At 73.2% G+C, this 22,237-nt stretch carries 22 protein-coding genes; 13 read left to right on the top strand and 9 right to left on the bottom strand.

Going from position 1 to position 22,237, the window contains the following annotated elements:
• Positions 1-27 precede the first annotated feature (27 nt).
• The 10 genes from ACQEU6_RS13820 to ACQEU6_RS13865 all read left to right on the top strand — a co-directional run bounded on the left by ACQEU6_RS13820 (position 28) and on the right by ACQEU6_RS13865 (position 10,553).
• Entirely contained in the window at positions 28-423 is a 396-nt protein-coding gene (locus tag ACQEU6_RS13820; protein ID WP_089312209.1) for an ectoine synthase, read from the top strand.
• The gene (thpD, locus tag ACQEU6_RS13825) at positions 420-1,385 is read left to right on the top strand and encodes an ectoine hydroxylase (protein ID WP_499332015.1); all 966 of its coding nucleotides are present in this window, start codon (positions 420-422) and stop codon (positions 1,383-1,385) included. The genes ACQEU6_RS13820 and thpD overlap by 4 nt, the downstream gene beginning before the upstream one ends.
• Positions 1,386-1,487: 102 nt before the next feature.
• The gene (gene ehuB / locus ACQEU6_RS13830; RefSeq protein WP_499332016.1) at positions 1,488-2,381 is read left to right on the top strand and encodes an ectoine/hydroxyectoine ABC transporter substrate-binding protein EhuB; all 894 of its coding nucleotides are present in this window, start codon (positions 1,488-1,490) and stop codon (positions 2,379-2,381) included.
• Between the two features lie 3 nt (positions 2,382-2,384).
• Positions 2,385-3,101, top strand: coding sequence for an ectoine/hydroxyectoine ABC transporter permease subunit EhuC (ehuC, locus tag ACQEU6_RS13835; RefSeq protein WP_499332017.1), 717 nt, complete (start codon positions 2,385-2,387; stop codon positions 3,099-3,101).
• The gene (ehuD, locus tag ACQEU6_RS13840; protein WP_363978502.1) at positions 3,101-3,754 is read left to right on the top strand and encodes an ectoine/hydroxyectoine ABC transporter permease subunit EhuD; all 654 of its coding nucleotides are present in this window, start codon (positions 3,101-3,103) and stop codon (positions 3,752-3,754) included. The genes ehuC and ehuD overlap by 1 nt, the downstream gene beginning before the upstream one ends.
• The gene (gene ehuA / locus ACQEU6_RS13845) at positions 3,741-4,688 is read left to right on the top strand and encodes an ectoine/hydroxyectoine ABC transporter ATP-binding protein EhuA (protein WP_499332020.1); all 948 of its coding nucleotides are present in this window, start codon (positions 3,741-3,743) and stop codon (positions 4,686-4,688) included. Before ehuD ends, ehuA begins: the two co-directional genes overlap by 14 nt.
• A 149-nt stretch (positions 4,689-4,837) precedes the next feature.
• On the top strand, positions 4,838-6,037 hold the full coding sequence (locus ACQEU6_RS13850; protein WP_499332022.1) for a thiolase family protein: 1,200 nt from the start codon (positions 4,838-4,840) through the stop codon (positions 6,035-6,037).
• A 2-nt stretch (positions 6,038-6,039) separates the two neighbouring features.
• Entirely contained in the window at positions 6,040-6,435 is a 396-nt protein-coding gene (locus tag ACQEU6_RS13855; RefSeq protein WP_499332023.1) for a Zn-ribbon domain-containing OB-fold protein, read from the top strand.
• A 10-nt stretch (positions 6,436-6,445) separates the two neighbouring features.
• Positions 6,446-7,582, top strand: coding sequence for an NAD(P)H-dependent flavin oxidoreductase (locus tag ACQEU6_RS13860; protein ID WP_499332025.1), 1,137 nt, complete (start codon positions 6,446-6,448; stop codon positions 7,580-7,582).
• Between the two features lie 124 nt (positions 7,583-7,706).
• A complete protein-coding gene (locus tag ACQEU6_RS13865; protein WP_499332026.1) occupies positions 7,707-10,553 on the top strand; it encodes a hypothetical protein in 2,847 nt (948 codons plus the stop codon).
• A gap of 9 nt (positions 10,554-10,562) precedes the next feature.
• Here ACQEU6_RS13865 and ACQEU6_RS13870 read toward each other — a convergent pair whose 3' ends face one another.
• Positions 10,563-11,087, bottom strand: a complete 525-nt coding sequence (locus ACQEU6_RS13870; RefSeq protein WP_499332028.1) for a GNAT family N-acetyltransferase — start codon at positions 11,085-11,087, stop codon at positions 10,563-10,565.
• Entirely contained in the window at positions 11,084-11,434 is a 351-nt protein-coding gene (locus ACQEU6_RS13875) for an ArsR/SmtB family transcription factor (protein ID WP_499332029.1), read from the bottom strand. The genes ACQEU6_RS13870 and ACQEU6_RS13875 overlap by 4 nt, the downstream gene beginning before the upstream one ends.
• Before the next feature lie 104 nt (positions 11,435-11,538).
• Here ACQEU6_RS13875 and ACQEU6_RS13880 point away from each other — a divergent pair, with 104 nt between their 5' ends.
• Positions 11,539-12,033, top strand: a complete 495-nt coding sequence (locus tag ACQEU6_RS13880; RefSeq protein WP_499332031.1) for a pyridoxamine 5'-phosphate oxidase family protein — start codon at positions 11,539-11,541, stop codon at positions 12,031-12,033.
• A 33-nt stretch (positions 12,034-12,066) separates the two neighbouring features.
• On the opposite strand, the gene ACQEU6_RS13885 is transcribed toward ACQEU6_RS13880, so the two are convergent.
• Positions 12,067-12,885 (bottom strand): class I SAM-dependent methyltransferase, encoded by an 819-nt coding sequence (locus tag ACQEU6_RS13885; RefSeq protein WP_499332032.1) that lies wholly within the window; start codon positions 12,883-12,885, stop codon positions 12,067-12,069.
• A 48-nt stretch (positions 12,886-12,933) separates the two neighbouring features.
• Here ACQEU6_RS13885 and ACQEU6_RS13890 point away from each other — a divergent pair, with 48 nt between their 5' ends.
• Entirely contained in the window at positions 12,934-13,521 is a 588-nt protein-coding gene (locus tag ACQEU6_RS13890; protein WP_499332034.1) for a TetR/AcrR family transcriptional regulator, read from the top strand.
• A gap of 6 nt (positions 13,522-13,527) precedes the next feature.
• On the opposite strand, the gene ACQEU6_RS13895 is transcribed toward ACQEU6_RS13890, so the two are convergent.
• The 4 genes from ACQEU6_RS13895 to ACQEU6_RS13910 form a co-directional block, all read right to left on the bottom strand.
• Positions 13,528-14,493: a CapA family protein gene (locus tag ACQEU6_RS13895; RefSeq protein ID WP_499332036.1), complete on the bottom strand. Its 966-nt coding sequence runs from the start codon at positions 14,491-14,493 to the stop codon at positions 13,528-13,530.
• Positions 14,494-14,567: 74 nt separating this feature from the next.
• On the bottom strand, positions 14,568-15,605 hold the full coding sequence (locus tag ACQEU6_RS13900; RefSeq protein ID WP_499332037.1) for an SGNH/GDSL hydrolase family protein: 1,038 nt from the start codon (positions 15,603-15,605) through the stop codon (positions 14,568-14,570).
• Positions 15,606-15,689: 84 nt separating this feature from the next.
• Positions 15,690-16,196 carry a GNAT family N-acetyltransferase gene (locus tag ACQEU6_RS13905; protein WP_499332039.1) on the bottom strand — a complete coding sequence of 169 codons (507 nt, stop codon included), beginning with the start codon at positions 16,194-16,196 and terminating at the stop codon, positions 15,690-15,692.
• A 54-nt stretch (positions 16,197-16,250) separates the two neighbouring features.
• A complete protein-coding gene (locus ACQEU6_RS13910) occupies positions 16,251-17,366 on the bottom strand; it encodes an ADP-ribosylglycohydrolase family protein (RefSeq protein WP_499332040.1) in 1,116 nt (371 codons plus the stop codon).
• Positions 17,367-17,861: 495 nt separating this feature from the next.
• Between ACQEU6_RS13910 and ACQEU6_RS13915 the strand changes: the two genes are divergently transcribed.
• Entirely contained in the window at positions 17,862-18,695 is an 834-nt protein-coding gene (locus ACQEU6_RS13915) for a GNAT family N-acetyltransferase (RefSeq protein ID WP_499332041.1), read from the top strand.
• Positions 18,696-18,827: 132 nt separating this feature from the next.
• Here the strand turns inward: ACQEU6_RS13915 and uvrB are convergent, their stop codons facing one another.
• Together uvrB and ACQEU6_RS13925 are read right to left on the bottom strand one after the other, a co-directional pair.
• The gene (gene uvrB, locus ACQEU6_RS13920; protein WP_499332043.1) at positions 18,828-20,945 is read right to left on the bottom strand and encodes an excinuclease ABC subunit UvrB; all 2,118 of its coding nucleotides are present in this window, start codon (positions 20,943-20,945) and stop codon (positions 18,828-18,830) included.
• Positions 20,946-21,031: 86 nt separating this feature from the next.
• Positions 21,032-22,183 carry a sensor histidine kinase gene (locus tag ACQEU6_RS13925; protein ID WP_499332045.1) on the bottom strand — a complete coding sequence of 384 codons (1,152 nt, stop codon included), beginning with the start codon at positions 22,181-22,183 and terminating at the stop codon, positions 21,032-21,034.
• Positions 22,184-22,237: the final 54 nt, after the last annotated feature.

The following is a 22,237-nucleotide window of genomic DNA, read 5'->3' on the forward strand; positions in this document are numbered from 1 at the left end:
CGGCACCGCGAGAACAGAGGAGTTTCAATGATCGTTCGTTCCCTCGGAGAGATCATCGGCACGGAGCGCGACGTGCAGGCGCCGACCTGGTGCAGCCGCCGCTTCGTGCTGGCCAAAGAGGGCGTCGGGTTCTCGCTGCACGAGACGATCCTGTACGCGGGCACCGAGACGAAGATGTGGTACGCCAACCACATCGAGGCCGTGTACTGCGTCGAGGGCCAGGGCGAGCTGACCAACGACGAGACGGGCGAGAAGCACAAGATCGAGCCGGGCGTCATGTACCTGCTCGACGGCCACGAGCACCACACCCTGCGCGCCCACACCGACGTGCGGACCGTCTGCGTGTTCAACCCGCCCTGCACCGGCCGGGAGGTCCATGACGAGAACGGTGTCTACCCCCTGCTGACCGAGGAGGACGCATGAGCATCATCGAGTCCCATCCGACGATCGACGACGCCTACCCCACCCGGAAGTCCTCCGAGGCCGCGCTGCTGTACCGCCAGGACCCGGTCGTCTACGGCGAGGCGAAGGACGGGCCCATCGACGGCGCCACCCTCGACTCCTTCGAGGCCAACGGCTTCCTGTCGGTGGACCAGCTGATCACGCCGGACGAGGTCGAGGACTACCGCGCCGAGCTTCGCCGGCTGTCGTCGGACCCGCAGGTCCTGGCGGACGAGCGCACGGTGACCGAGCGCGGTTCGGACGAGGTCCGCTCCATCTTCGAGGTCCACGAGATCAGCGAGGTGTTCGCCCGGCTCGTCCGCGATCCCCGCGTCGTGGGCCGCGCCAGGCAGATCCTCGGCTCGGAGGTTTACGTCCACCAGAGCCGGGTCAACTACAAGCCAGGTTTCACGGGCAAGGACTTCTACTGGCACTCGGACTTCGAGACCTGGCACGCGGAGGACGGCATGCCCCGGATGCGCGCGGTGAGCATATCTATCGCGCTCACCGAGAATTTCGTGCACAATGGCGGGCTAATGATCATGCCTGGCTCGCACAAGACCTTCGTGGCCTGTGTCGGGGAGACCCCGGACGACCACTACAAGGAGTCCCTGCGCGGACAGGAGATCGGTACGCCCGACTCCGCCAGCCTTTCGATTCTGGCCGACAAGCACGGGATCGAGCTGCTCACGGGCGCCGCGGGCTCGGCGAGCATGTTCGACTGCAACTGCATGCACGGCTCGAACGGGAACATCACGCCGTTCCCGCGCTCCAACGTGTTCGTCGTGTTCAACAGCGTGGAGAACACCTGCATCGAGCCGTTCTCCGCACCCGCGCCCCGTCCCTCTTTCATCGGCGCCCGTGACTTCACTCCCGTCGGAGCCGGGTCCTCACCGGAGGGCGGGGGCGGCCGTTCCGGCGCGGAGGGGACCGCCGGCGCCTGAGCCTAACAATTCGATAACCCGACCCACCCGCTCCGCGTCCGTAAGGGGGCCGTCCGGCCTCCCTGCGGGCGCGGAGCGCACCCATCATCAGGAGCTTCGACGATGACTTCCTCGAGACGCGACTTCCTCCGCACCGCCGTGCTGCTGTCCGCCGCGGCGCCGCTGGCCGCGGCGGGCTGCTCCACGACGGATCCGGAGCAGGAGAAGGCCGGCGGCGGCACGCTGCAGAAGGCCAAGGACTCCGGGACCATCACGGTCGGGTTCGCCAACGAGGCGCCCTACGGCTACACCGACAAGTCCGGGAAGCTGACCGGCGAGGCCCCCGAGCTCGCGCGCGCCATCTTCAAGAACCTCGGCATCGACGAGATCAAGGGCGTCCAGGTCGACTTCGGCGGGCTCATCGGCGGGCTCAACGCCAAGCGCTTCGACGCGATCGCCGCCGGCATGTTCATCACGCCCGAGCGGTGCGCCTCCGCGGGGTTCGCCAACCCCGAGTACGTCGCCAAGAGCGCCTACATGGTGCCCGAGGGCAACCCGAAGGGCCTCAAGGCCGCCGAGGACCCGGGCAAGCAGGGCGTCAAGGTCGGCGTGCTCACCGGTGCGGTCGAGGCCGACTACGCCGAGAAGACCGGCGTCAAGAAGGGCGACATCAAGACGTTCGCCGACCAGGCGAGCGCCTTCGAGGGCCTGAAGGCCGGCCGCATCGACTGCATCTGGCTGACCCGCATCTCGCTGGCCGACCTGCTCACCAAGCACCAGGGCCAGGGCTTCGAGGTCACCGACGCCTTCACCCCCGTCATCGACGGCAAGGAGCAGCTCGGCGCCGGCGCGTTCGCGTTCCGCAAGGCCGACTCGGACCTGCTGGACGCCTGGAACGGCGAGCTCGCCAAGCTCCAGCAGGGCGGCAAGCTGCTGCCGGTCCTGCAGCCGTTCGGCTTCACCCAGGCGGAGATGCCCGGCCCGGACGACACCGCCGCCAAGTTCTGCCAGGGCTGACCCGTGTCCGAGGTCCTCGACGGCTATCCCCAGTGGCTGGACGGGGCGTGGGTCACCATCCGGCTCACCCTCCTCGGAGGCGTGCTGGCACTGGTGCTCGCGCTGCTCTTCGGGATGGCGGGCACGTCGCGCCACGCCGGGGTGCGCGGGCTGAACCGCGTGTACGTGGAGTTCTTCCGCGGCAACGCCACGCTGGTGCTGCTGTACTGGTTCTTCTACGCCCTTCCCCTGATCGGTCTCCGGTTCTCCACGATGCTCGCGGCCGTGCTGGCCCTCGGCCTGAACGTCGGCGCCTACGGCGCCGAGGTGGTCCGCGGATCGATCAACGCCGTCCCGAAGGCGCAGTACGAGGCGACGATCGCGCTGAACTTCACCCCGTTCCAGCGCATGCGGCGGATCCTGCTGCCGCAGGCGTTCGCGCTGATGCTGCCCCCGTTCGGCAACCTGATCATCGAGCTGATGAAGGGCACCGCCATCGTGTCCCTGGTGGGCCTGGTCGACCTGACCCGCGTCTCCAAGAACATCCAGGGCAGCACCGGCCAGACCGTCGCCGCGTTCACGGTCGTGCTCGTCCTGTACTTCGTGATCGCGCAGGTGCTGCAGCTGTTCGTCCGCTACGCCGAACGGCGCGTGGACCGGATGCTGGGCCGCAGGCTGCCCGCTGAGAAGTCCCTCGGGACGATCGCGGCCGGCGCGCCCGGGGCGGGGGTGAGCGGCTGATGAGCTGGGACTGGCACTACTCCGGCGAGATCCTCCCCGACCTGCTGGACGGGCTGCGCTACACGCTGACCGCGACGCTGCTGGGCTATGTGATCGCCCTGGTCCTCGGGCTGGTGTGGACGCTGCTGCGCCGCTCCCCGAGCCGGGTCTTCAACCAGGTGATCCGGTGGGTCACCGAGTTCATCAGGTCCACGCCGCTGATCCCGCAGCTGTACTTCGTGTTCTTCGTGCTGCCGGCCTGGGGCGTCACCATCGGTTCCCTCACCGCGGGCACCATCACGCTCGGGATCCACTACTCGACCTACACGGCCGAGGTGTACCGGGCCGGGATCGCCGACGTGCCCAAGGGCCAGTGGGAGGCGTGCACCGCGCTGAACCTGCCGCGCTCGCGGGTGTGGCTGGACGTGGTCCTGCCGCAGGCGATCCGGCGGGTGATCCCGACGCTCGGAAACTACCTCATCGCGATGTTCAAGGATTCGCCGATGCTTCTGGCGATCAACGTGGCGGAGCTGCTGTTCTCCGCCTACCAGGTCGGGTCCAAGACCCTGCAGTTCCTGGAGCCGATCACCATGGTCGGCCTGTTGTTCGTCGTGGTCAGCGTCATATCCTCGATACTCGTCCGCCGCTTGGAGAGGCGTTATGCCACCAATTGACACCGACGCAGTCGACCCCGGGGGCGTGGCGGACCGCCCGCCCTCGGACGGCGCCGCCGCGGCGCGGGAACCGGCCACCGGCGAGGCGGCCGCCGACGCGGGCGTCCCCACGGACAAGGCAGCCGCCACGAAGACCGAACCGGCCGCCGCCCTGCCGCGCGGCGAGGCGCCGGGCATCCGCTTCGAGAAGGTGGTGAAGCGGTTCGGCTCCAACATCGTGCTCCGCGAACTGGACTTCACCGTGTCGCCCGGCGAGCGGGTGACCCTCATCGGGCCGAGCGGGTCGGGCAAGACCACGATCCTGCGGCTGCTGATGACGCTGGAGAAGCTCGACGAGGGCCTGATCTGGATCGGCGACGAGACGCTGTGGCACATGGACCGCGGCGGCAAGCGCGTCCCGGCGAACCAGAAGCACCTGCACGAGATGCGCAAGCAGGTCGGCATGGTGTTCCAGCAGTTCAACCTGTTCCCGAACATGAACGTGCTGCGCAACCTCACCGAGGGGCCGGTGCGCGTGCTCGGGGTGTCCAAGGACGAGGCGGTCGAGCGGGCCCGCGGCCTGCTCGACATGGTCGGCCTGGCGGACAAGGAGAGCGCGCACCCCACGCAGCTGTCGGGCGGCCAGCAGCAGCGGGTGGCGATCGCGCGGGCGCTGGCCATGCAGCCGCGGGTGCTGCTGCTGGACGAGGTCACCTCGGCGCTCGACCCCGAGCTCGTGGTCGGCGTCCAGGACCTGCTGCGCGACATCGCCCGGGCGAGCGACCTGACCATGCTCTGCGTCACCCATGAGATGGCCTTCGCCAAGGACATCTCCGACCGGGTCCTGATGTTCGACCAGGGCCAGATCGTCGAGGAGGGTCCCCCGGAGCAGATCTTCGGCGAGCCGTCCGAGCAGCGCACCCGCGACTTCCTGCAGGCCGTCCTCGCCTCCTGACCGGTCCGGGCCCGCCGGCCGGAACCGTGTCCCGCGCGTCGCCCGCGTCCCCGTCGCCCCGGGGACGCGGGCGACTCACGTTCCGGGCCGCCCGCGCGGCGGGCTCCCGATCACCCCGCCCGCTCCCACACCGAACGCCATTCTGTACCGTGGCGCTCACGGACGAGGAGAGCGAGGCGATGGGCACTTCGATCGTGGGGCTCGGCATGACCGAGCTCGGCAGGGTGTACGGGCGCAGCCCCCGGCGGCTCGCCGCCGACGCGGTGCGGCTGGCCGCCGCCGACGCGGGCCTGGCCCTCGGCGACCTGGACGGCCTGCTGGTCAGCCACGGCCTGGGCGGTTCGCCCGGGATCGAGCTGGCCGACACGCTCGGCCTGCGCGACCTGCGGCTGCTGGCGCTGGTCAACTCCTTCGGGGCGACGGCCGGGGCGATGGTGTCGTACGCGGCGATGTCGGTGCTGAACGGTTCGGCGACGACGGTCGCGTGCGTGTTCGCGGACGCGCCGCTGAAGCCGAGGCAGTCGGCGGGATCGGCCTACGACCGCGGCGCCGCCGGGAAGGCGGAGTGGTACGGCTTCGGCGGGATGACGGCGGCGCTCGGCCTGCGCAGCGTGAACTCCCACTACGCCCTCGCCGCCCAGCGGCACATGGCCCGCTACGGCACGACGAGCGAGCAGCTCGGCGCGATCGCCGTGGCGACCCGGCGGTGGGCGGCCGGCAACCCGCTCGCCCAGATGCGCGAGCCGATCACGATCGAGGACCACCAGCGCTCGCGCTGGGTGTCCGAGCCGCTGCACCTGCTGGACTGCTGCCTGGTGTCCAACGGCGCCGTCGCCGTCATCGTGACGAGCGCCGACCGGGCGCGCGACCTGGCGCGCCCGCCCGTGCACCTGTGGGGCTGGGGGCAGGGGCACCCGGGGCACCGCAGGGAGCGCGGAAGCGACTTCGGCCTGGCGACGGGCGCCGCGGCGTCCGGCGCGGCGGCGATGAAGATGGCCGGCGTCACCGCCGCCGACGTCGACGTGTGCGAGCTGTACGACTGCTACACCTACACGGTCCTGGTGACGCTGGAGGACTACGGGTTCTGCGCGAAGGGCGAGGGCGGCGCGTTCGCCGCGTCCGGCGCGCTCGGCCCCGGCGGGTCGCTGCCGACCAACACCGGCGGCGGGCAGCTGTCGGCGTACTACATGTGGGGCATGACGCCGCTGTCGGAGGCGGTGATCCAGGCGCGGGGGGACGGCGGGGAGCGGCAGGCGCCCTCCACCGACGTGATCCTCGTCAGCGGGAACGGCGGGATCCTCGACCACCACTCCACGCTGGTCGTCAGCCCGCACGAGAAGGGGGCCTGACCATGGACGTCGGTGTGCTGCGGCGGGACGGCCGGACCGACCCGTTCTTCGACGGCGCGGCCGCCGGGCGGCTCGTCGTCCGGCGCTGCGAGGGGTGCGACCGGTGGTTCACGCCGGACGCGAGCGGCTGCCCCGGCTGCGGCGAGGAGAACCTCGGCTGGGCCGAGGCGAGCGGCGCGGCGACCCTGGTGACCTGGACGATCCTGCCCAGGGAACCGCCCGTGCCGCTGGCGCTCGTCGAGCTCGCCGAGGGGCCCTGGCTGCACGCCCGGCTGGACGGCGTGGAGCGCGCGGACCTGCGCGAGGGGCTCGCGCTGCGCGCCGCGTTCGAGCATCCGGACGAGGGCGAGTCGTACGTGCTGTTCCGCCCCTGGACCGAACGCGGTTCGGTCCGTTAGCGTCGGGCCCATGAACACCGAGGTCTGCGCGCGGTTCGGCATCGAGTTCCCGCTGTTCGCCTTCAGCCACTGCCGCGACGTCGTCGCCGCCGTCACCAACGCGGGCGGGTTCGGCGTCCTCGGCGCCGTCGCGTACACGCCGGACCGGCTCGAACAGGAGCTCCGCTGGATCGACGACCATGTGGGCGGCCGCCCCTACGGCGTCGACGTGCTCGTCCCCGGCAGGATCGACAACGCGGCGGAGGGCGGCGGCGGCATGGACGCCCTGCTCGCCGCCGTCCCCGACGAGCACTGGACGTTCCTCACCGGTCTGTTCGCCAAGTACGACGTCCCGCTGCCCGACTTCGAGAAGGCCAGGCGGTCCGACGCGCGCGGCGGAGCGCGGGTCACCAAGGAGGCCGCGACCGAGCTGATCGACGTGTCGCTCGCCCATCCCATCGGCCTCATCGCCAGCGCCCTCGGCACCCCGCCGCCGCTGATGGTGGAGAAGGCCAAGGCCGCCGGGATCCCCGTCGCCGCCCTGGTCGGGACCCCCGAGCACGCCCGCCGCCAGGTCGCCGCCGGCGTGGACCTCGTCGTCGCGCAGGGCGGGGAGGCGGGCGGGCACACCGGCGAGATCTCCACGATGGTGCTCGTCCCCGAGGTGGTCGACACGGTCGCGCCGGTGCCCGTCCTCGCCGCGGGCGGGATCGCCACCGGGCGCCAGATGGCCGCCGCCCTGGCGCTCGGCGCGTCCGGCGTGTGGTGCGGCTCGGTGTGGCTCACCACCGAGGAGGCCGAGACGTCCCGGCCGGTGAAGGAGAAGCTGCTCGCCGCCACCTCCCGCGACACGATCCGGTCGCGGTCGCGGACCGGCAAGCCCGCCCGGCAGCTGAGCTCGGCGTGGACGCGGGAGTGGGAGGGCCCGGACAGCCCCGGCCCGCTCGGCATGCCGCTCCAGATGATCGTGGCGGAGGGCGCCATGCGGCAGATCACCAAGGTGGCCGAGTCCGGCAACCCGGGCGCCCGCGCCCTGGCGAACTACTTCGTCGGCCAGTGCGTCGGCCTGATGAACACCGTCAAGCCCGCCCGCCAGGTCGTCTACGACATGGTCGAGGAATTCGCCGACGCGGTGGAGCGCCTCAACGCCGTCACCGGTACGGACTGAACGACCGAAACCGGACATCGTTCCGGCAGGTGACGCGGTGCTCACGGCGTGACGCCGCCGCGGGCACCGGCTTACGCTTCCCTGCGACAGGCATGATCCGCCCCCGCCGTCAGGGAAGGCCGCCGTGGGCAACCCCCGACCCGCCGACTCCGGGCGCGGGCTCTTCGCGCTCTTCGACTGGATGACCGGGCGCCTGCCCTGGCGGCTGGACTCGCGCCCGTACCCGGTCACCGTCCTGGAACCGGCCGGCGACCGGGACGACCCGGACGAGCACCTGGAGGAGCTGAAGCGCCTCGCGGGCGAGATGGGGCTGTCCGCGATCTGCCCGGAGCTCGCGGGCGCCGGCGACGAGGCCGCCGCGATCGCGCTCGTCGACACCATGTCCCAGCCGCTGACGTGGCGGCACACCCGGTCCCAGTTCGGCCTGCTGCGCTTCCCCCGCTCCGACCTGATCCGGACCGTCCAGGCCGCCGCCGCCGAGCCGGGGCCGGACGGCTCCCTCGCCCCGCCCCCGTACCGCCGCTCCCCCGTCGCGACCGTCGACCGCTGGAACGAGCGCGCCGGGCTGTTCCGCTGGCAGGGCGCCCCGCTGCGCGCCCCCGCCTGGTGGCCCGGCATCGGCGCGTCCATCGTCGCCCTCATCGCGGTGCTCGCCGGCGGCATCGCCGAGCAGACGCCGAGCCGCATCCTGGCCACCGCCGCCGCCGTCCTCGCCGTCGTGCTGGTGGCCGCCGCCGCGCTGTCCACGCGGCGGATCTGGCTGCCCGTGCTGTCGCGCGCCGGGTTCGGCGGCCGCTACCGCTGGTTCGCCCGCACGTCGTTCTTCGCCGTCCTGGACGAGAGCGGCGACGACCTCGGCTTCGAGGGCCGCCTGCACCGGGTGTCCGAGCGGCTCGCCAAGCCGGACGCCGCCCGGTTCCTGCTCCAGATCAAGACGTTCGCGCTGCTGGAGGACATCCGCGACCAGTACCGGCGACTCGCGCCGAGCCTGCGCGGCTTCAAGCGGCCCGCGCCGCCCGTGGTGTTCCTGTCGCGTCCCGGACGCCGCAACGGCGGCCTCGCCGTGCTGTCGGCGATCAGCGACATCCGGGCGCGCCGCAGCGAGTTCCATCCGCTGCTGGTCGTCGCGTCCGTCGACGCCGCCGCCCGGAACGAGCTCGGCGGCCCGGCGCCCGCGGGCGGCGACGCCATGGACCGCTACGAGCACTGGCGGTCCTCGCTCGGCACCGCCCAGGGGCCGAGCGAGTCCGTCCGGCTGCCCTACCTGCTGCGCATCCCCGTCTCCGGCGACCCCGCCGCGCAGCGCCCCGCCGGCGACTTCGCCGTCCGGCGCCGCCCCCGCTGGACGTGGCTGTGGTCGTGGCGCGCCCTCGTCGCCGCCGTCCTGGTGTGCGTGTTCGCGGTGACCTACGCGCAGCTGAACCTGCGCTCCGCCTACTGCAGCGTCGGGTTGCCCATGAGCTGGAACGGCGACACCAGGCTGCACACCAACACCGACGGCAGCCGCGAGTGCGTCGGCGTCTCCACGCACGGCGTCCGGTTCGAGCGCGGCGCCGACAGCATCGGCATGGACGGCGACCGGCATCCCCCGTCCGCCGGCAACACCGGGCCGCGGCTCACCCTCGCCGACCTCCAGCGCCGCATCGACCGGGAGAACACCCGCGTCGCGGCCTCGGGCGACCCCTACGTGACGCTCGTCTACGTGGGGATCTTCACCGCGAGCCCCGGCCAGAGCGAGGTGACCGTCAGCAGCGTCCACGAGCTCGCGGGCGCCTACCTCGCGCAGCGGCGCAACAACGGGGCCGGCGGCCCCGGCGAGGTCGGCAACCCCCTCAAGATCCGCCTGTTACCGGCGAACACGGGTCAGAACATGGCGTTCTCCGACGAGACCGCCGACCGGATCCTGGATCTCGCGCGCCGCGACCCGACCCTCGCCGGCGTCACCGGCTTCGGCCGCAACACCGAGCCGTCCAGGTCCGCGATCGAACGGCTCACCGGCGCCGGCCTGGCCGTCGTCGACACCGTCAACTCCTCCGACGAGCTGCCCCGGCTCAAGCACTACTACGGCCTCGCCGCCACCGACTACGACGAGGCCGCCGCGACCCGCGCCGCCGTCCGCGCCGAGTTCCGGGACCGCCCGATCACCCGCGCGATGATCGTCCACCGGACCCCGGGACCGTCCAGGGACGCCTACAGCCGCGAGATCGCCGCCGACGTCATCCGGGTCCTGCGCCCCCGCGCGGCGGACCGCGTGGAGTACACCGGCGCCGAGGACGTCGCCCGCGCCGTGAAGGCCGCCTGCAAGGCCGCCTCCTACCGCCTCGTCTACTTCGCCGGGCGCTCCGAGGACCTGCGCGGCCTGCGCGACGGCCTCATCCAGGGCGGCTGCACCCGCCGCCGCCTCGTCCTGCTCGCGGGCGACGACGTGACCAAGTCCCGCTTCGGCACCGGCCCCCACGACGTCCCGCTGCCGGAGAACACCGTCGTCTACCACACCGCGTTCGTCCACCTGCCGTTCCTGATCGCCGGCGACCGCGACCAGACCAACGGCTTCTTCCTGCTGGCCCGCAACGTCCTGCACATCGGGGCCCCGCGCGTCCGCCCCGACGAGCCGCTCCTCGTGAACGGCCAGATGGCCCTCGCCTACGACGCCGCCCTCGCCCTGGGAGAAGCCGCCCAGAACGCCTACGACGCCCTCTCCCCCGCCCGGGACCCGGCGGGCGCGGTGACCGGCAGCCGGACCGTCACCTCCGGCTCCGTCCTCCAGGAACTGCCGCACCTGTCCGGACTGGAGGGCGCCACGGGGACCATCGCCTTCGAGGGCGAGGGCCACGAGCGGGGCGGCCCCGGCACCCGCGGCATCACCATGATCAAGGTGACGATGAGGGACGGCGAGCCGGTCTCCACGCCGATCTGCGGGCGCCTCAACGGCATGCGGCGCGTGCCCGGCCTGGAGCCCTGCCCGCGCTGACGCCGGCCGCTAAGGCACGCGGGGACTGCGGCGTTCGAGGAGGACGACGTCGCGCCAGCGGCCGTGCAGGCGGCCGAGGCGTTCGCGGACGCCCACGGCGCGGAACCCGGCCTTGGCGTGCAGCCGCAGGCTGGAGGCGTTCTCGGGGAAGACGCCCGATTGGATCGTCCAGATGCCGTCGGCCTCGGTGGAGGCGATGAAGGCGGCCAGCAGGGCGGAACCGACGCCCCGGCCCCGGGCCCGGGGGCAGACGTACACGCTGTGCTCGACCACGCCGCTGTAGCAGCAGCGGTCGGACACGGAACTGGCGGCGATCCAGCCGAGCACGTCCCCCGGCGGGCCCCCGGCTGCGTCGACGGCCACGTACCTGTGGCGGTCCAGCCTCGCGGCGTCGAACCTCTCCCAACTGGGGGCGCTCGTCTCGAAGCCGGCCTCGCCGGTGTCCAGTCCGTCCTGGTAGATCGCCAGCACTCGCCCGGCGTCCTCCGGGCGCATGGCCCGGACGGCGACTCCGGCGGCCTCGGAGGCGGTCACGGCCGTCCCTCCCGCGTACCGGCGGGCAGGGCGGGGGCGGGCCTGCCCATGACGACGTCGGCGGCGGACGGGAAGCAGCCGACGCAGGCGTCGTTGACGCGGTAGAAGGCGGCGGTCCCCCGCCGCTCGGCCAGCACGAACCGGACCCCGGCCAGCACCCTCAGATGGGCCGAGACGGTCGACTGGCCGACCTCCACCGCCTTCACGATCTCGCCGACGGTCATCGGGCGGTCCCGGCGTGCCAGCAGCGAGACGATCTGTATCCGGGTGGGATCGGCCAGCGCCCTGAACCAGGAGGCGTACTCGGCGGCGGTGAGCCGGTCCAGCGGCCCCTTCTCGGCATCCATCGTTCATCGACGATAGACGATGGAAGGACGGAGATCCAGGCCGGCGGTCCGGAGGGGGTCCGCCGCCGCCCGGATGTCAGCCCCATGGGCCACACTTCTCCACCATGAGCCTGCCAGCGAATCTGGACGCCTTGGCGCGGACCGTCATCGACGAGAACCGCTACATGACCCTGGGCACGGCCGAAGCCGATCGACGGCCCCGCCTGTCGCCGGTGTACTTCACGCACGCCGGCTACCGCACGCTGTACTGGGTGTCCTCCCCGGACGCGCGGCACTCGGGCAACATCGCCGCGCGCCCGGAGATCGCCGTCGTCGTCTACGACTCGACCGCGGAGGTCGGGCACGGCCGCGCCGTCTACATCGACGCCGTGGCCTCCGCCGTGCCCGACGAGGAGCTGCCGCGGTGCTGCGCCGAGGCGTTCCCCCAGGTCGACCCGGGCGCCGTCGCCTTCCGGCCGGACGAGCTCAGCGGCGACGCCCCGCTGCGCCTGTACCGCGCGGAGGCGACCCGGTACGAGGTCCACCTGCCGGGCAGAGACCCCCGCAACGCCGCCGGGATCGACACCCGGCGCGCCGTCAACCCGGCGCCGCCGACCTGACCGGCCCCCGGGTCCGGTCGGCAGCGCGGCGCGTCACCGCCGGCCGTTCTCACGCGCCGCGGTGACGACCATGGTGGCGTAGGGCATGGTGAAGGCGCCTCCCATGGCGTCGACGGCCTCGCCGACGCCGTCCAGCACGTGCGCCCGCTCGGGGTCCGCGAGCCCGGTGAGCGTGCCGTGTGTGGGCATCTGGTCGAGCCACTCGTCGCGGGTGTAGGTGTGCTCCCAGTCGAACCGCCACTGCTCCGGCTCGCCGAAGCCCGCCGCGCCCCGGATCCCGTCCGCGGCCTTGGCGAACATCATCTGGTAGACGTCCATGGCCGGCCGCTCCGCCTGGAGGTTGAACGGCGAGTCGGGCACCACGCGCCGGTACACGGCGGCGAGGGCCTCCGCCACGGTGGGCGGCAGCTGGAACACGTGCCAGAACGCCGCCAGCCGGCCGCCCGGCCGCAGCACCCGCGCCGCCTTGGCCGCTCCGGCGACCGGGTCCACCCAGTGCCAGGCCGTCCCGGCGATCACGGCGTCGAAGTCCCGGCCGGCGGGATCCCAGGCCTCGAACGTCGCCTCCTCGACCTCCAGCCCGCCGCGCCGCGCGAAGGCCGCCATCCGCGCGTCGGGCTCGACGCCGAGCACGGCGCAGCCGGCGGCCTGGAACTGGCGGGCCTCGATGCCGGTGCCGCAGCCGACGTCGAGGACGTCCGGCCCGGGGGTGGCGGCGACGACGCGCTCCACGAGGGCGTCGGGATAGCGGGGCCGGACGCGGTCGTAGCGCTCGGCGTCCGCGCCGAAGGACTCCGCCACCGCGCGGGCGCGATGCGGCTCGGGGGAAGGACCGTTCGATACAGTGGGCATGCGCCCACTATGAATGGGCGCTTGCCCACTCGTCAAGGAGGACCCGACGTGCCGACAGGGGTCGCCATGCGCGACGTGCGCGGGCAGCTGTTCGACGCCGCCGAGCGCGTCCTGCTGCGGGACGGGCCGAGCGCGCTGACCAGCCGGGCGGTCACCGAGGAGGCGGGCTGCGCCAAGGGCGTCCTGCACCGTCACTTCGCCGACTTCGACGCCTTCCTCGCCGACTTCGTGCTGGACCGCGTGCACCGGATGGACGCCGAGGCCGCCGCCCTGCGCGACGCCGCCGGCACCGGGACCGTCGTCGGCAACCTCAGCGGCGCGCTGGGGGCCGTGTTCGCGTCGGTCGCCGTCGCGATCGTCCCCCTCATCACGTTCCGGGACGAGCTGCGCGCCCGGCTGCGGCGGACCTGGCCGGCCGGCGTGCCGGTGCTGACGGAGGCCGTGGAGATGATCGCCTCCTACCTCGCCGCCGAGCGCGGCCTCGGCCGGATCGCGGCGGACGCCGAGGTCGACCTGCTCGCCCCCACCCTGGTCGGCGCCGGCCACCTGCTGTTCGCGGACCGGACCGCCGCCCCTCCAGGCGACGAGGCCGTCCGCAGGACGGTGACCGGCGTCGTCGCGGCCGTGCTGCGCTGACCCCGCCTAGAGCCGTTCGATGACGAGCCGGCCGTCCCGGACCGTCACCGGCGTGTCGAAGGCGGCGCAGGCCTTGGCGAACCGGTCGATGATCCAGGCGCGGTCGGCGCCGTCGGCCAGGCGCGTGCGGCAGAAGCCGAGCCGGATCGGCACCGCCTCGACGCGGGACGGCCCGGCCGCGTCCAGCGTCACCAGGAACAGCAGGCCGAGATCGTTGCGCAGCAGCGCGTCGACCGCGTAGTCGTCGACGAAGTCGCCCATGTCGAAGACGACCGGCCACGCCACGGCGTGGAAGACGTGCGCGGAACTCCCGGCCACGAGCGTCGCGCCCGCGTCCACCATGCTCCCCGCCGCGCGTCGCACGTAGGGCAGCGGCGCCGGGATCATGTTCGGCCCCCAGTGCGGCATGACCAGCACGGCGTCGTGCCCGCCGCGGAGCCGCCGGATCTCCCCCAGCAGCGGGCCGGGGACACCGCCCTCCAGGTCGGCGTAGGCGACGCCGGGGCGGCCCGCCCCGGCGGCGAAGTCGGCCGGATGGTCGGTGACGCCGAGGACCGCGACCCGTACTCCCCCGGCCTCCAGGACGGCGGGCTCCCGAGCGCGCTCCAGGTCCTCGCCCGCGCCGACGGTCCGGATGCCCGCCCGCCCGAGGATGTCGAGCGTGTCCGCCAGCGCGTCCGGTCCGTAGTCCAGGGCGTGGTTGTTGGCGAGCGTCACGCAGTCCACGCCGAGGTCGGCGAGGGCCTCGGCCGCGGCCGGCGGCGCGCGGAAGTGGAAGGGCTTGCCGGGCGCGTCCCATCGCCGCCCGCGCCCGGACACGCAGCACTCCAGGTTCACCAGGGCGAGGTCGGCCTGGTGGAAGACCTCGCGCACCCCGTCGGAGAACAGGCCGTGCGGACCGGACGCGTCGATCTCCTGCCCCACCCCGCGTCCGAGCATCGTGTCTCCGGCGAGCGCGATCGTGATGGCCATCGCGGTACCCCTGGGACAGTCGTGCCCTGTTCCGGGACCGCTCTCACCGGTCGCGGCGAGATCGGACGGCGCGGTCAGGAGAGCGCGCGGCCCGGGCCCTTGTTGATCTGGTCGACGAAGAGCCGGGCGAGCGCCTGCTGCCCGGCGACCGTCGGGTGGTAGCTGCGCGGCTCCGCCTCCAGCGCCGCGAGGTTCAGGGTCAGGCCGTTCATGTAGGCGTCGCTGCTGCCCACCTCGTGCCCGGCGAACGCGCTGAAGGCGTCCGCGAACTCGACGCTGCCGCGCCGGCGCCCGGCTGCCTTGCGCGCGTCGGCCTCCATCACCGACTGGCGGATCACCCCGCCCAGCTCGTAGGCCCGCGCGTTCAGCCAGCGCTGGTCCGCCAAGGTGATGTTGTCCCCGCCCACGTCGCTGACCTCGGAGAACGCCTTGGGGTAGGACATCACGATCACCCGCGCCTCGGGCGCCCTCGCGGTGATCTCGGCCAGCAGGGCGGGCAGGCTCCGCCGGAGCTCGGCCATGCGCCGGGCGATCTCCTCGCCCTGCGCGGAGCAGCCCCGCCCCCACGGCAGCTTGACCACGCAGCCGGCGAGGACCCGCGAGAAGCCGACGTCGTTGCCGCCGATGCTGAGGGTGATCAGGCTGGTGTCCCGTCCGACGCGGCCGATCTGCGGGGGTTCGCCGCCCCGCCCGTCCATCACGTCGTCGGTGGTCGCGCCGGAGCACGCCCAGAACGCGGTGCCCTTCGCGAAGCGGAACGCCCGCGAGACCTCGTGGTAGTACGCCTTGGACGTCCGGTGGCACCGGTCGAGCGGGTTCTGGTCGCCCACGGTCGCCTCCGCCCCGACGCCGGCCGAGTAGGAGTCCCCCAGCGCGACATAGGCGCCCCGCGTCGCCACCTCGACCGGGGTGACCGTCCGGGCGGCCGTGGCGGCCGGGTCGGCGCGCTGCCCGGGATCCCGAGGGCGGCATCCGCTCCCGAACGCCTCGCACCGCGCCGCCGGCATCGCCACGAGCGGCACGACCGCCAGCGCCAGCAGCAGCGCCAGCAGCGCGAGCGCAGCCCCCCGCTCGCCGAGACGGCCCCGCACCCACGCGACCGGGCTGATCATCGTTCTCCTTCGTCCACGCGCCAGACGTCCATGGGCCAGACGTCCGCCGGGCGCCCCGGGTTCCCGCCTTTACATTGTAGATCTTTAACTGGGGCGTCCGAGCGGCGCCCACATGGTGAGCCGCGGCCCCAGTCCGTGCAGGCCCGCCTCGATCTCGGCGTCCCAGGAGGACCTGAGCCCCGGCCCCCACCGCTCCGGCGGCAGCTCCGCGAACCCGTGCCGGGCGTACCAGGGGCCGTTCCACGGGACGTCCCGGAACGTCAGCAGGCTGACCCCGGGCCGCCCGGCCGCGGCGGCCCGCGCCTTGACCTCCTCCAGGAGCAGGACGCCGATCCCCCGCCCCACCAGGTCGCCCCGCACCGAGATCTGCTCCAGGTGCGCGGCCCCGTCCACCTCCTCGACGGCGGCGAACCCGACCGGAGGGTCGCCGGCCACCACGATCTCGGCGTCCTTGCCGATCATCTGCTCGACCACGGTCGGACCGGGCGGGAACACGATCCCGATCTCGCGGAACATCGCGTCGCCCGAGTTCTCGATCTCCGCCAGCCCCGGCAGGTCCCCGCCCCGCGCCGTCCGGACCTCATGCTCCATGCCGCGATCGTAGGCGCTCCCCGGGACACCGTCCCCTCATTAACCGGTCCCCGGTCAGGCGTAGAAACGCAGGTGCCAGTCCATCGGCGGCTCGCCGTAGGAGTCGGCGGGCGGGTTCGGACCGAACTCGATCGCGCTCCCCTCGGCGAGGACGGCGACGACGCCGGCGGCCTCGACGCCCGCGCGCCAGTGCTCGGGAACCGCCCGGGAGCCGTACCGGGCGCCGAGGAGGCTCCCGCAGACGGCACCGGTGGAGTCGCTGTCGCCGGAGTGGTTGACCGCCATCAGCATCCCGCGCGGGACGATCTCCAGCGGCCAGCCGCCCGCCGCCTCCGCGGCCAGCGCGGCGTGGACGCCGACGGCGAGGGCCTCCGGGCCGGTGAACCCTCCGCCGAGGCGCTCCAGCCGCTCGGGCGCCGGCCCGCCGCGCGGCAGCGCCAGCGCCAGCGCCTCCTCCAACGCCGCCGCCGTCTCCTCATGCCCCGCGTGCCTGCGCAGCTCCGCCATGGCGTGCCCCAGCGCGTCCACGAGGGCGGCGCCGTGGACGAGCGCCGACACCGCCACGGCGAGCGTGCCCGCGGGCAGGCGCCCTGACGGGTGGCCGTGCGTGAGCGCCGCCGCGCCCTGCCCGCGGGTGAAGACGGCCCCGGGATCGGGATACCCGAAGCCGCACGGCGCGGCCCGGACCGTCCCGGCGCAGCCCTTGGAGTCGTTGACGGGCTCGTCCACCGTGCCGAGCGGCCACCCCGGCTTGCCGCGCGCCGCCGCCACGCGCAGCGCGGCGAGCGTGGTGCGGCCGGCGCCGCGCCTCGCCGTCACCGCCGGATCGCGCAGCGCCGGACCGCTCACCTGCAGATCCTGCTCGGGCACGGGCTCGCCCTGAGCGGCCAGCCACGCGAGGTAGTTCGCCTGCACCAGCCCGAGGTACGCGCCGCCGATCCCCCTCGCCCGGGCCCGGATGGACGCCTGGACGCCCGCCTGCGCGGTGAGCAGGGCCAGCTGCGTCGCCTCCCCGATCTCCGCGCGCCTCGGCAGGCCCGTCACGCCCGCGGGCCCGTACGCGGCGCGGATCTCGGCGAGCGACAGCCCTTCCACGGGACGTCCGAGCGCCTCCCCCACCGCCCCGCCGAACAGGCACCCCAGCATCCGATCGCCCACCGAGTCCTCCATGCCCGACACGCTACCGACCCGTCCCGCCAGAGATCGGACACCCGCGCCCGGTGCGAGCGGCCTCCGCCGGCAGGTCGTCCGCTCCCTCCCGGAGGGGCGCCGGATCACGCGCGACAGGGAGGTTCCCCCGGGGCGCGGGCCCTTCACCGGCCCGCAGGCAGCCGCACGAAGGGACGAACATGCTGAGCAACGCAACCGCGATGGTCCGCCGGATGCGCGGACAGACCGTCGAGAACGCCTACTGCCTTAGGCGAAGACACCGCCCAGCCCAAGCCCACTAGACACGCCGCAAACCCTGCCTCCAACGCGTCCCCGCCCCGGCGCCTGCGGCGAAGACGACCCCCAGACCCCAACCGGAGCCCACAGCAGACAGACCGCAGCCGAAACGTGGCCCGTCACCAGTCCCCCTCGGCGGAGACGACACCCATCCTCAGCCGCGGCTGAGCGCACCGTAAATGGGCTGCGACCGGGATGCGGCCGTGGGCATTCTGGGGCATGGCCTGGAAGCTGACCGACGATGTCGAAGAGTTCCTGGCGCGCGCGGAGGCGTTCCTGCGCGCCGATCCCGTCGCCAACACCGTGCCGCTGACCGTGACCAGGGCCATCCGAACGCAGGGCCCGGGCCCCTACCCGAGGGCGTTGTTCGGCTGGTGGACGGCGGACGGCGGCGTGGCGGGAACCTGCGTGTGGACGGGGGCGTACCCGGTCCTGCTGAGCGCGATGCCGGGGCCTGCGGCGCCGGAGCTGGCAGGAGCCTTGGCCGAGCGGGAGGCGAGCGTCCCGGGGGTCAACGGGACGCCGGAGGTAGCCGAGGGGTTCGCGGAGGCATGGACCCGCCGGACCGGGATGGCGGCCCACGTGGCGCGACGGGAGCGGCTCCACCGGCTGGCGGGGCTCGACATGCCGGACCCGCCGCCGGACGGCGCCGCGCGGATCGCGGACGCGGGAGACCGGGAGCTCGTGCACGACTGGTACGCGGCGTTCCACCGGGACGCCTCCGGCGGGGACCCGAATCCGGCGGTGGTCGACGGCCGGCTCGCCGAGCGCGGCATCATGCTGTGGGAGGCGGGCGGCCGCCCGGTGGCGATGGCGGGACGGACCCCGGCGGTCGCGGGAACGGTGCGGGTGGCGCCCGTGTACACCCCGGCCGAGCACCGCCGCCGCGGCTACGGGGCCGGGGTGACCGCCGCCGTCACCCGCGCCGCCCAGGACGCGGGCGCCGAGGAGGTCGTCCTGTTCACCGACCTCGCCAACCCGACCAGCAACAGCCTCTACCACCGCCTCGGCTACCGCCCGGTCGAAGACCGGACCATCCTCGCCTTCCCCTGACCCCGGCACCACCGCGCGGCTCGGCGCCGTCGTGTGGTCGGTGCCGCTGCGCCCCGGTGTCGCCTTGTGGCGGGGCGCAGCGGCACGGCAGGGTCGCGTTCGGTGGTGTCGGGTGCTGATGGCCGGGACGGGCTACCTGACGCCGGCCTCCTTCATGTCGCGGAGTTCGCGCTTGAGTTCCTTGATCTCGTCGCGGAGGCGGGCGGCGAGTTCGAACTGCAGGTCGGTGGCGGCCTGGTGCATCTGGTCGGTCATCTGCTCGATGAGGCCCTCCAGCTCCTCGCGGGGGCGCTCGCCGACCAGGTCGGCGGCGTGGCGGCCGGCCTCCCTGGTGCGGGAGGCGAGGCCGGGGACGGGCGCCTTGCCGCGGCTCTGCTGGCGGCCGGCGCCGCCGATCAGGGTCTCGGTGTCGGCGTCCTCGCGGGCGAGGGAGTCGAGGATGTCGGCGATGCGCTTGCGCAGCGCCTGCGGCTCGATGCCGTGCTCCTCGTTGTAGGCGCGCTGCTTGGCGCGGCGCCGGGTGGTCTCGTCGATCGCCCGCTCCATGGACGGGGTGACCGTGTCGGCGTACATGTGGACCTGGCCCGACACGTTCCGGGCCGCGCGGCCGATCGTCTGGATGAGGGACGTCTCGGAGCGCAGGAAGCCCTCCTTGTCGGCGTCCAGGATCGCCACGAGGGAGACCTCGGGCAGGTCGAGGCCCTCGCGGAGCAGGTTGATGCCGACGAGGACGTCGAAGTCGCCGGCGCGCAGCTCGCGCAGCAGCTCGATGCGGCGCAGGGTGTCGACCTCGCTGTGCAGGTAGCGGACCTGGATGCCGAGTTCGAGCAGGTAGTCGGTGAGGTCCTCGGCCATCTTCTTGGTGAGGGTGGTGACCAGGACGCGCTCGTCGCGCTCGGTGCGCTCGCGGATCTCGTGGATGAGGTCGTCGATCTGGCCCTTGGTCGGCTTGACGACGATCTCCGGGTCGATGAGGCCGGTGGGGCGGATGACCTGCTCGACGACGTCGCCCTTCACGCGGTTCATCTCGTAGGGGCCGGGCGTCGCCGACAGGTAGACGGTCTGGCCGATCCGTTCGAGGAACTCCTCCCACTTCAGCGGGCGGTTGTCCATGGCGGACGGCAGCCGGAACCCGTGCTCGACGAGCATCCGCTTGCGGGACGCGTCGCCCTCGTACATGGCGCCGATCTGCGGGACCGTCTGGTGGGACTCGTCGACGACGAGGAGGAAGTCTTCGGGGAAGTAGTCGAGGAGGGTGTTGGGGGCGGTGCCGGGGCCGCGGCCGTCGATGTGCCGGGAGTAGTTCTCGATGCCGGAGCAGGTGCCGACCTGCCGCATCATCTCGATGTCGTAGGTGGTGCGCATGCGCAGGCGCTGCGCCTCCAGCATCTTGCCCTGCCGCTCCATCACGGCGAGGGTCTCCTCCAGCTCGGCCTCGATCTGGCCGATGGCCCGCTCCATGCGCTCGGGGCCGGCGACGTAGTGGGAGGCGGGGAAGACGTACAGCTCCTCGTCCTCGGTGATCAGCTCGCCGGTGAGGGGGTGCAGGGTGGCGAGCTTCTCGATCTCGTCGCCGAACATCTCGATCCGGACCGCGAGCTCCTCGTACTGCGGGATGATCTCGACGGTGTCGCCGCGGACGCGGAACGTGCCGCGGGTGAAGGCGAGGTCGTTGCGGGTGTACTGCATGCCGACGAGCTGCCGGAGCAGGTCGTCGCGGTCGATCTCCTGGCCGACGTGGAGCCGGACCATCCGGTCGACGTACTCCTGCGGGGTGCCGAGGCCGTAGATGCAGGACACGGACGCGACGACGACGGTGTCGCGGCGGGTGAGCAGCGAGTTGGTCGCCGAGTGCCGCAGCCGGTCGACCTCGTCGTTGATCGAGGAGTCCTTCTCGATGTAGGTGTCGGTCTGCGGGATGTACGCCTCGGGCTGGTAGTAGTCGTAGTACGACACGAAGTACTCGACGGCGTTGTTCGGCAGCATCTCGCGCAGCTCGTTCGCGAACTGGGCGGCGAGGGTCTTGTTCGGCTGCATGACCAGGACCGGCCTCTGCAGCTTCTCCACCAGCCAGGCGATCGTGGCGGTCTTGCCGGTGCCCGTCGCGCCGAGCAGGACGGCGTCCTTCTCGCCGCCCGAGACGCGGGCGGCGAGCTCGGCGATCGCCTGCGGCTGGTCGCCCGACGGCGTCATCTCGGTGACGACCTCGAACGGCGCCACGCGGCGCCGCAGGTCCGTGACTGGGCGCATCGACACTCCCCTGGATCCGGCGTTCTCCCCTGCTCTCCCAACTGTAGGCAGGGGCTCCGACATTCCGCGGCCGCCCGCCGCCGCGCTCAGGAGACGGGCAGCGGGAGCCGGGCCCGGACGGCGTAGCCGCCGCCGCGGGGGCCGGCGTCGAAGCTGCCGCCGAGGGCGGTGACGCGCTCGCGCAGCCCGACCAGGCCGTTCCCGCCGGAGGGCAGCCGGTGCTCGGGCCCGGCGGTGGGCGACTCGTTGGCGATCTCCACCTCGATGGCCTCCGGGAGAAGGCCGAGGTCAACGCGGGTGTCGGCCGCCCCGGCGTGCTTGTGGACGTTGGTGAGGGCCTCCTGCACGAGCCGGTAGACCGTCCGCCCGACGGCGGCGGGCATGGGGCGCTCCTCGCCGCGGATCGTGAGGTCCACGCGCAGGCCCGCGGCGCCGGACTGGCCGACCAGCTCGCGGAGGTGGGCGAGCGTCACGATCTGCTGCGGGAGGGCCTCCTCCCCCTGCCTGAGCACCCCGACGACGTGGCGGAGCTCCTCCAGCGCCTGCCGCCCCATGTCGCCGATGACCGAGGCGGTCTCGGCGGCCCGTGCCGGGTCGCGGACGGCGATCGCCTTCAGCGCGCCCGCGTGGACGACCATCACGCTGATGCGGTTGGCGACCACGTCGTGCATCTCCCGCGCGATGCGGGTGCGTTCCTCCCCCCGCGCGCGCTCTGCGAGCAGGTGCTGCTCTCGTTCGAGTCTGGCGGCGCGTTCCTGGAGCGAGGCCAGGAGCTGCTTGCGCGCCCCCATGTAGAGGCCCAGCAGGACGGGCACGCCGACGAACGCGATCCCGAAGATCGACTGTGCGAGGAAGGACTCCGTGGCCGCGGTCGGGGCGGGGAAGACCAGGTTGGCGACGTAGCCGGCGACCGCGACGACCACCACGGTGCGGCGGGACGCGGTGTAGGCGGCGAGCGAGTACAGGACGATGAGGGTGCTGAACGCTCCGGCGCCCATGACGGTGCCGAACACCACCGCGAACACGGCCAGCCCCACCGGGTGGGAGCGCCGCACGATCAGGGCCAGGCCGAGCACGACGCTGCAGGCGGAGACGACGGGGGGCGGCAGCCAGAACTTCTGGTCGGCGAACCACAGGAAGGCGCCGTCGCCGACCGCCAGCGACACGGCGATCACGATGTCGAAGGCACGGGAACGCCGGGTGGGCCATGCCCCCGACCACCATCCCCGTACGCGCATGGCGATGAGCCTATAGCGCCCGGGCGGGAGCCTGTCGCACCCGTGAGCGAAGCC

It is taken from the genome of Spirillospora sp. CA-108201 (assembly GCF_050936235.1).
In the GTDB taxonomy this organism is placed as follows: Bacteria; Actinomycetota; Actinomycetes; order Streptosporangiales; family Streptosporangiaceae; genus Spirillospora.

Coding starts and splice junctions, on each gene's coding strand:
- ACQEU6_RS13915 (WP_499332041.1), top strand. CDS start 17,862: ATGGCCTGGAAGCTGACCGACGATGTCGAAGAGTTCCTGGCGCGCGCG.
- ACQEU6_RS13855 (WP_499332023.1), top strand. CDS start 6,040: ATGGACGTCGGTGTGCTGCGGCGGGACGGCCGGACCGACCCGTTCTTC.
- ehuB (WP_499332016.1), top strand. CDS start 1,488: ATGACTTCCTCGAGACGCGACTTCCTCCGCACCGCCGTGCTGCTGTCC.
- thpD (WP_499332015.1), top strand. CDS start 420: ATGAGCATCATCGAGTCCCATCCGACGATCGACGACGCCTACCCCACC.
- ACQEU6_RS13820 (WP_089312209.1), top strand. CDS start 28: ATGATCGTTCGTTCCCTCGGAGAGATCATCGGCACGGAGCGCGACGTG.
- ACQEU6_RS13900 (WP_499332037.1), bottom strand. CDS start 15,605: ATGATCAGCCCGGTCGCGTGGGTGCGGGGCCGTCTCGGCGAGCGGGGG.
- ACQEU6_RS13905 (WP_499332039.1), bottom strand. CDS start 16,196: ATGGAGCATGAGGTCCGGACGGCGCGGGGCGGGGACCTGCCGGGGCTG.
- ACQEU6_RS13875 (WP_499332029.1), bottom strand. CDS start 11,434: ATGGATGCCGAGAAGGGGCCGCTGGACCGGCTCACCGCCGCCGAGTAC.
- ehuD (WP_363978502.1), top strand. CDS start 3,101: ATGAGCTGGGACTGGCACTACTCCGGCGAGATCCTCCCCGACCTGCTG.
- ACQEU6_RS13860 (WP_499332025.1), top strand. CDS start 6,446: ATGAACACCGAGGTCTGCGCGCGGTTCGGCATCGAGTTCCCGCTGTTC.
- ehuA (WP_499332020.1), top strand. CDS start 3,741: ATGCCACCAATTGACACCGACGCAGTCGACCCCGGGGGCGTGGCGGAC.
- uvrB (WP_499332043.1), bottom strand. CDS start 20,945: ATGCGCCCAGTCACGGACCTGCGGCGCCGCGTGGCGCCGTTCGAGGTC.
- ACQEU6_RS13910 (WP_499332040.1), bottom strand. CDS start 17,366: ATGGAGGACTCGGTGGGCGATCGGATGCTGGGGTGCCTGTTCGGCGGG.
- ACQEU6_RS13895 (WP_499332036.1), bottom strand. CDS start 14,493: ATGGCCATCACGATCGCGCTCGCCGGAGACACGATGCTCGGACGCGGG.
- ACQEU6_RS13885 (WP_499332032.1), bottom strand. CDS start 12,885: ATGCCCACTGTATCGAACGGTCCTTCCCCCGAGCCGCATCGCGCCCGC.
- ACQEU6_RS13880 (WP_499332031.1), top strand. CDS start 11,539: ATGAGCCTGCCAGCGAATCTGGACGCCTTGGCGCGGACCGTCATCGAC.
- ACQEU6_RS13925 (WP_499332045.1), bottom strand. CDS start 22,183: ATGCGCGTACGGGGATGGTGGTCGGGGGCATGGCCCACCCGGCGTTCC.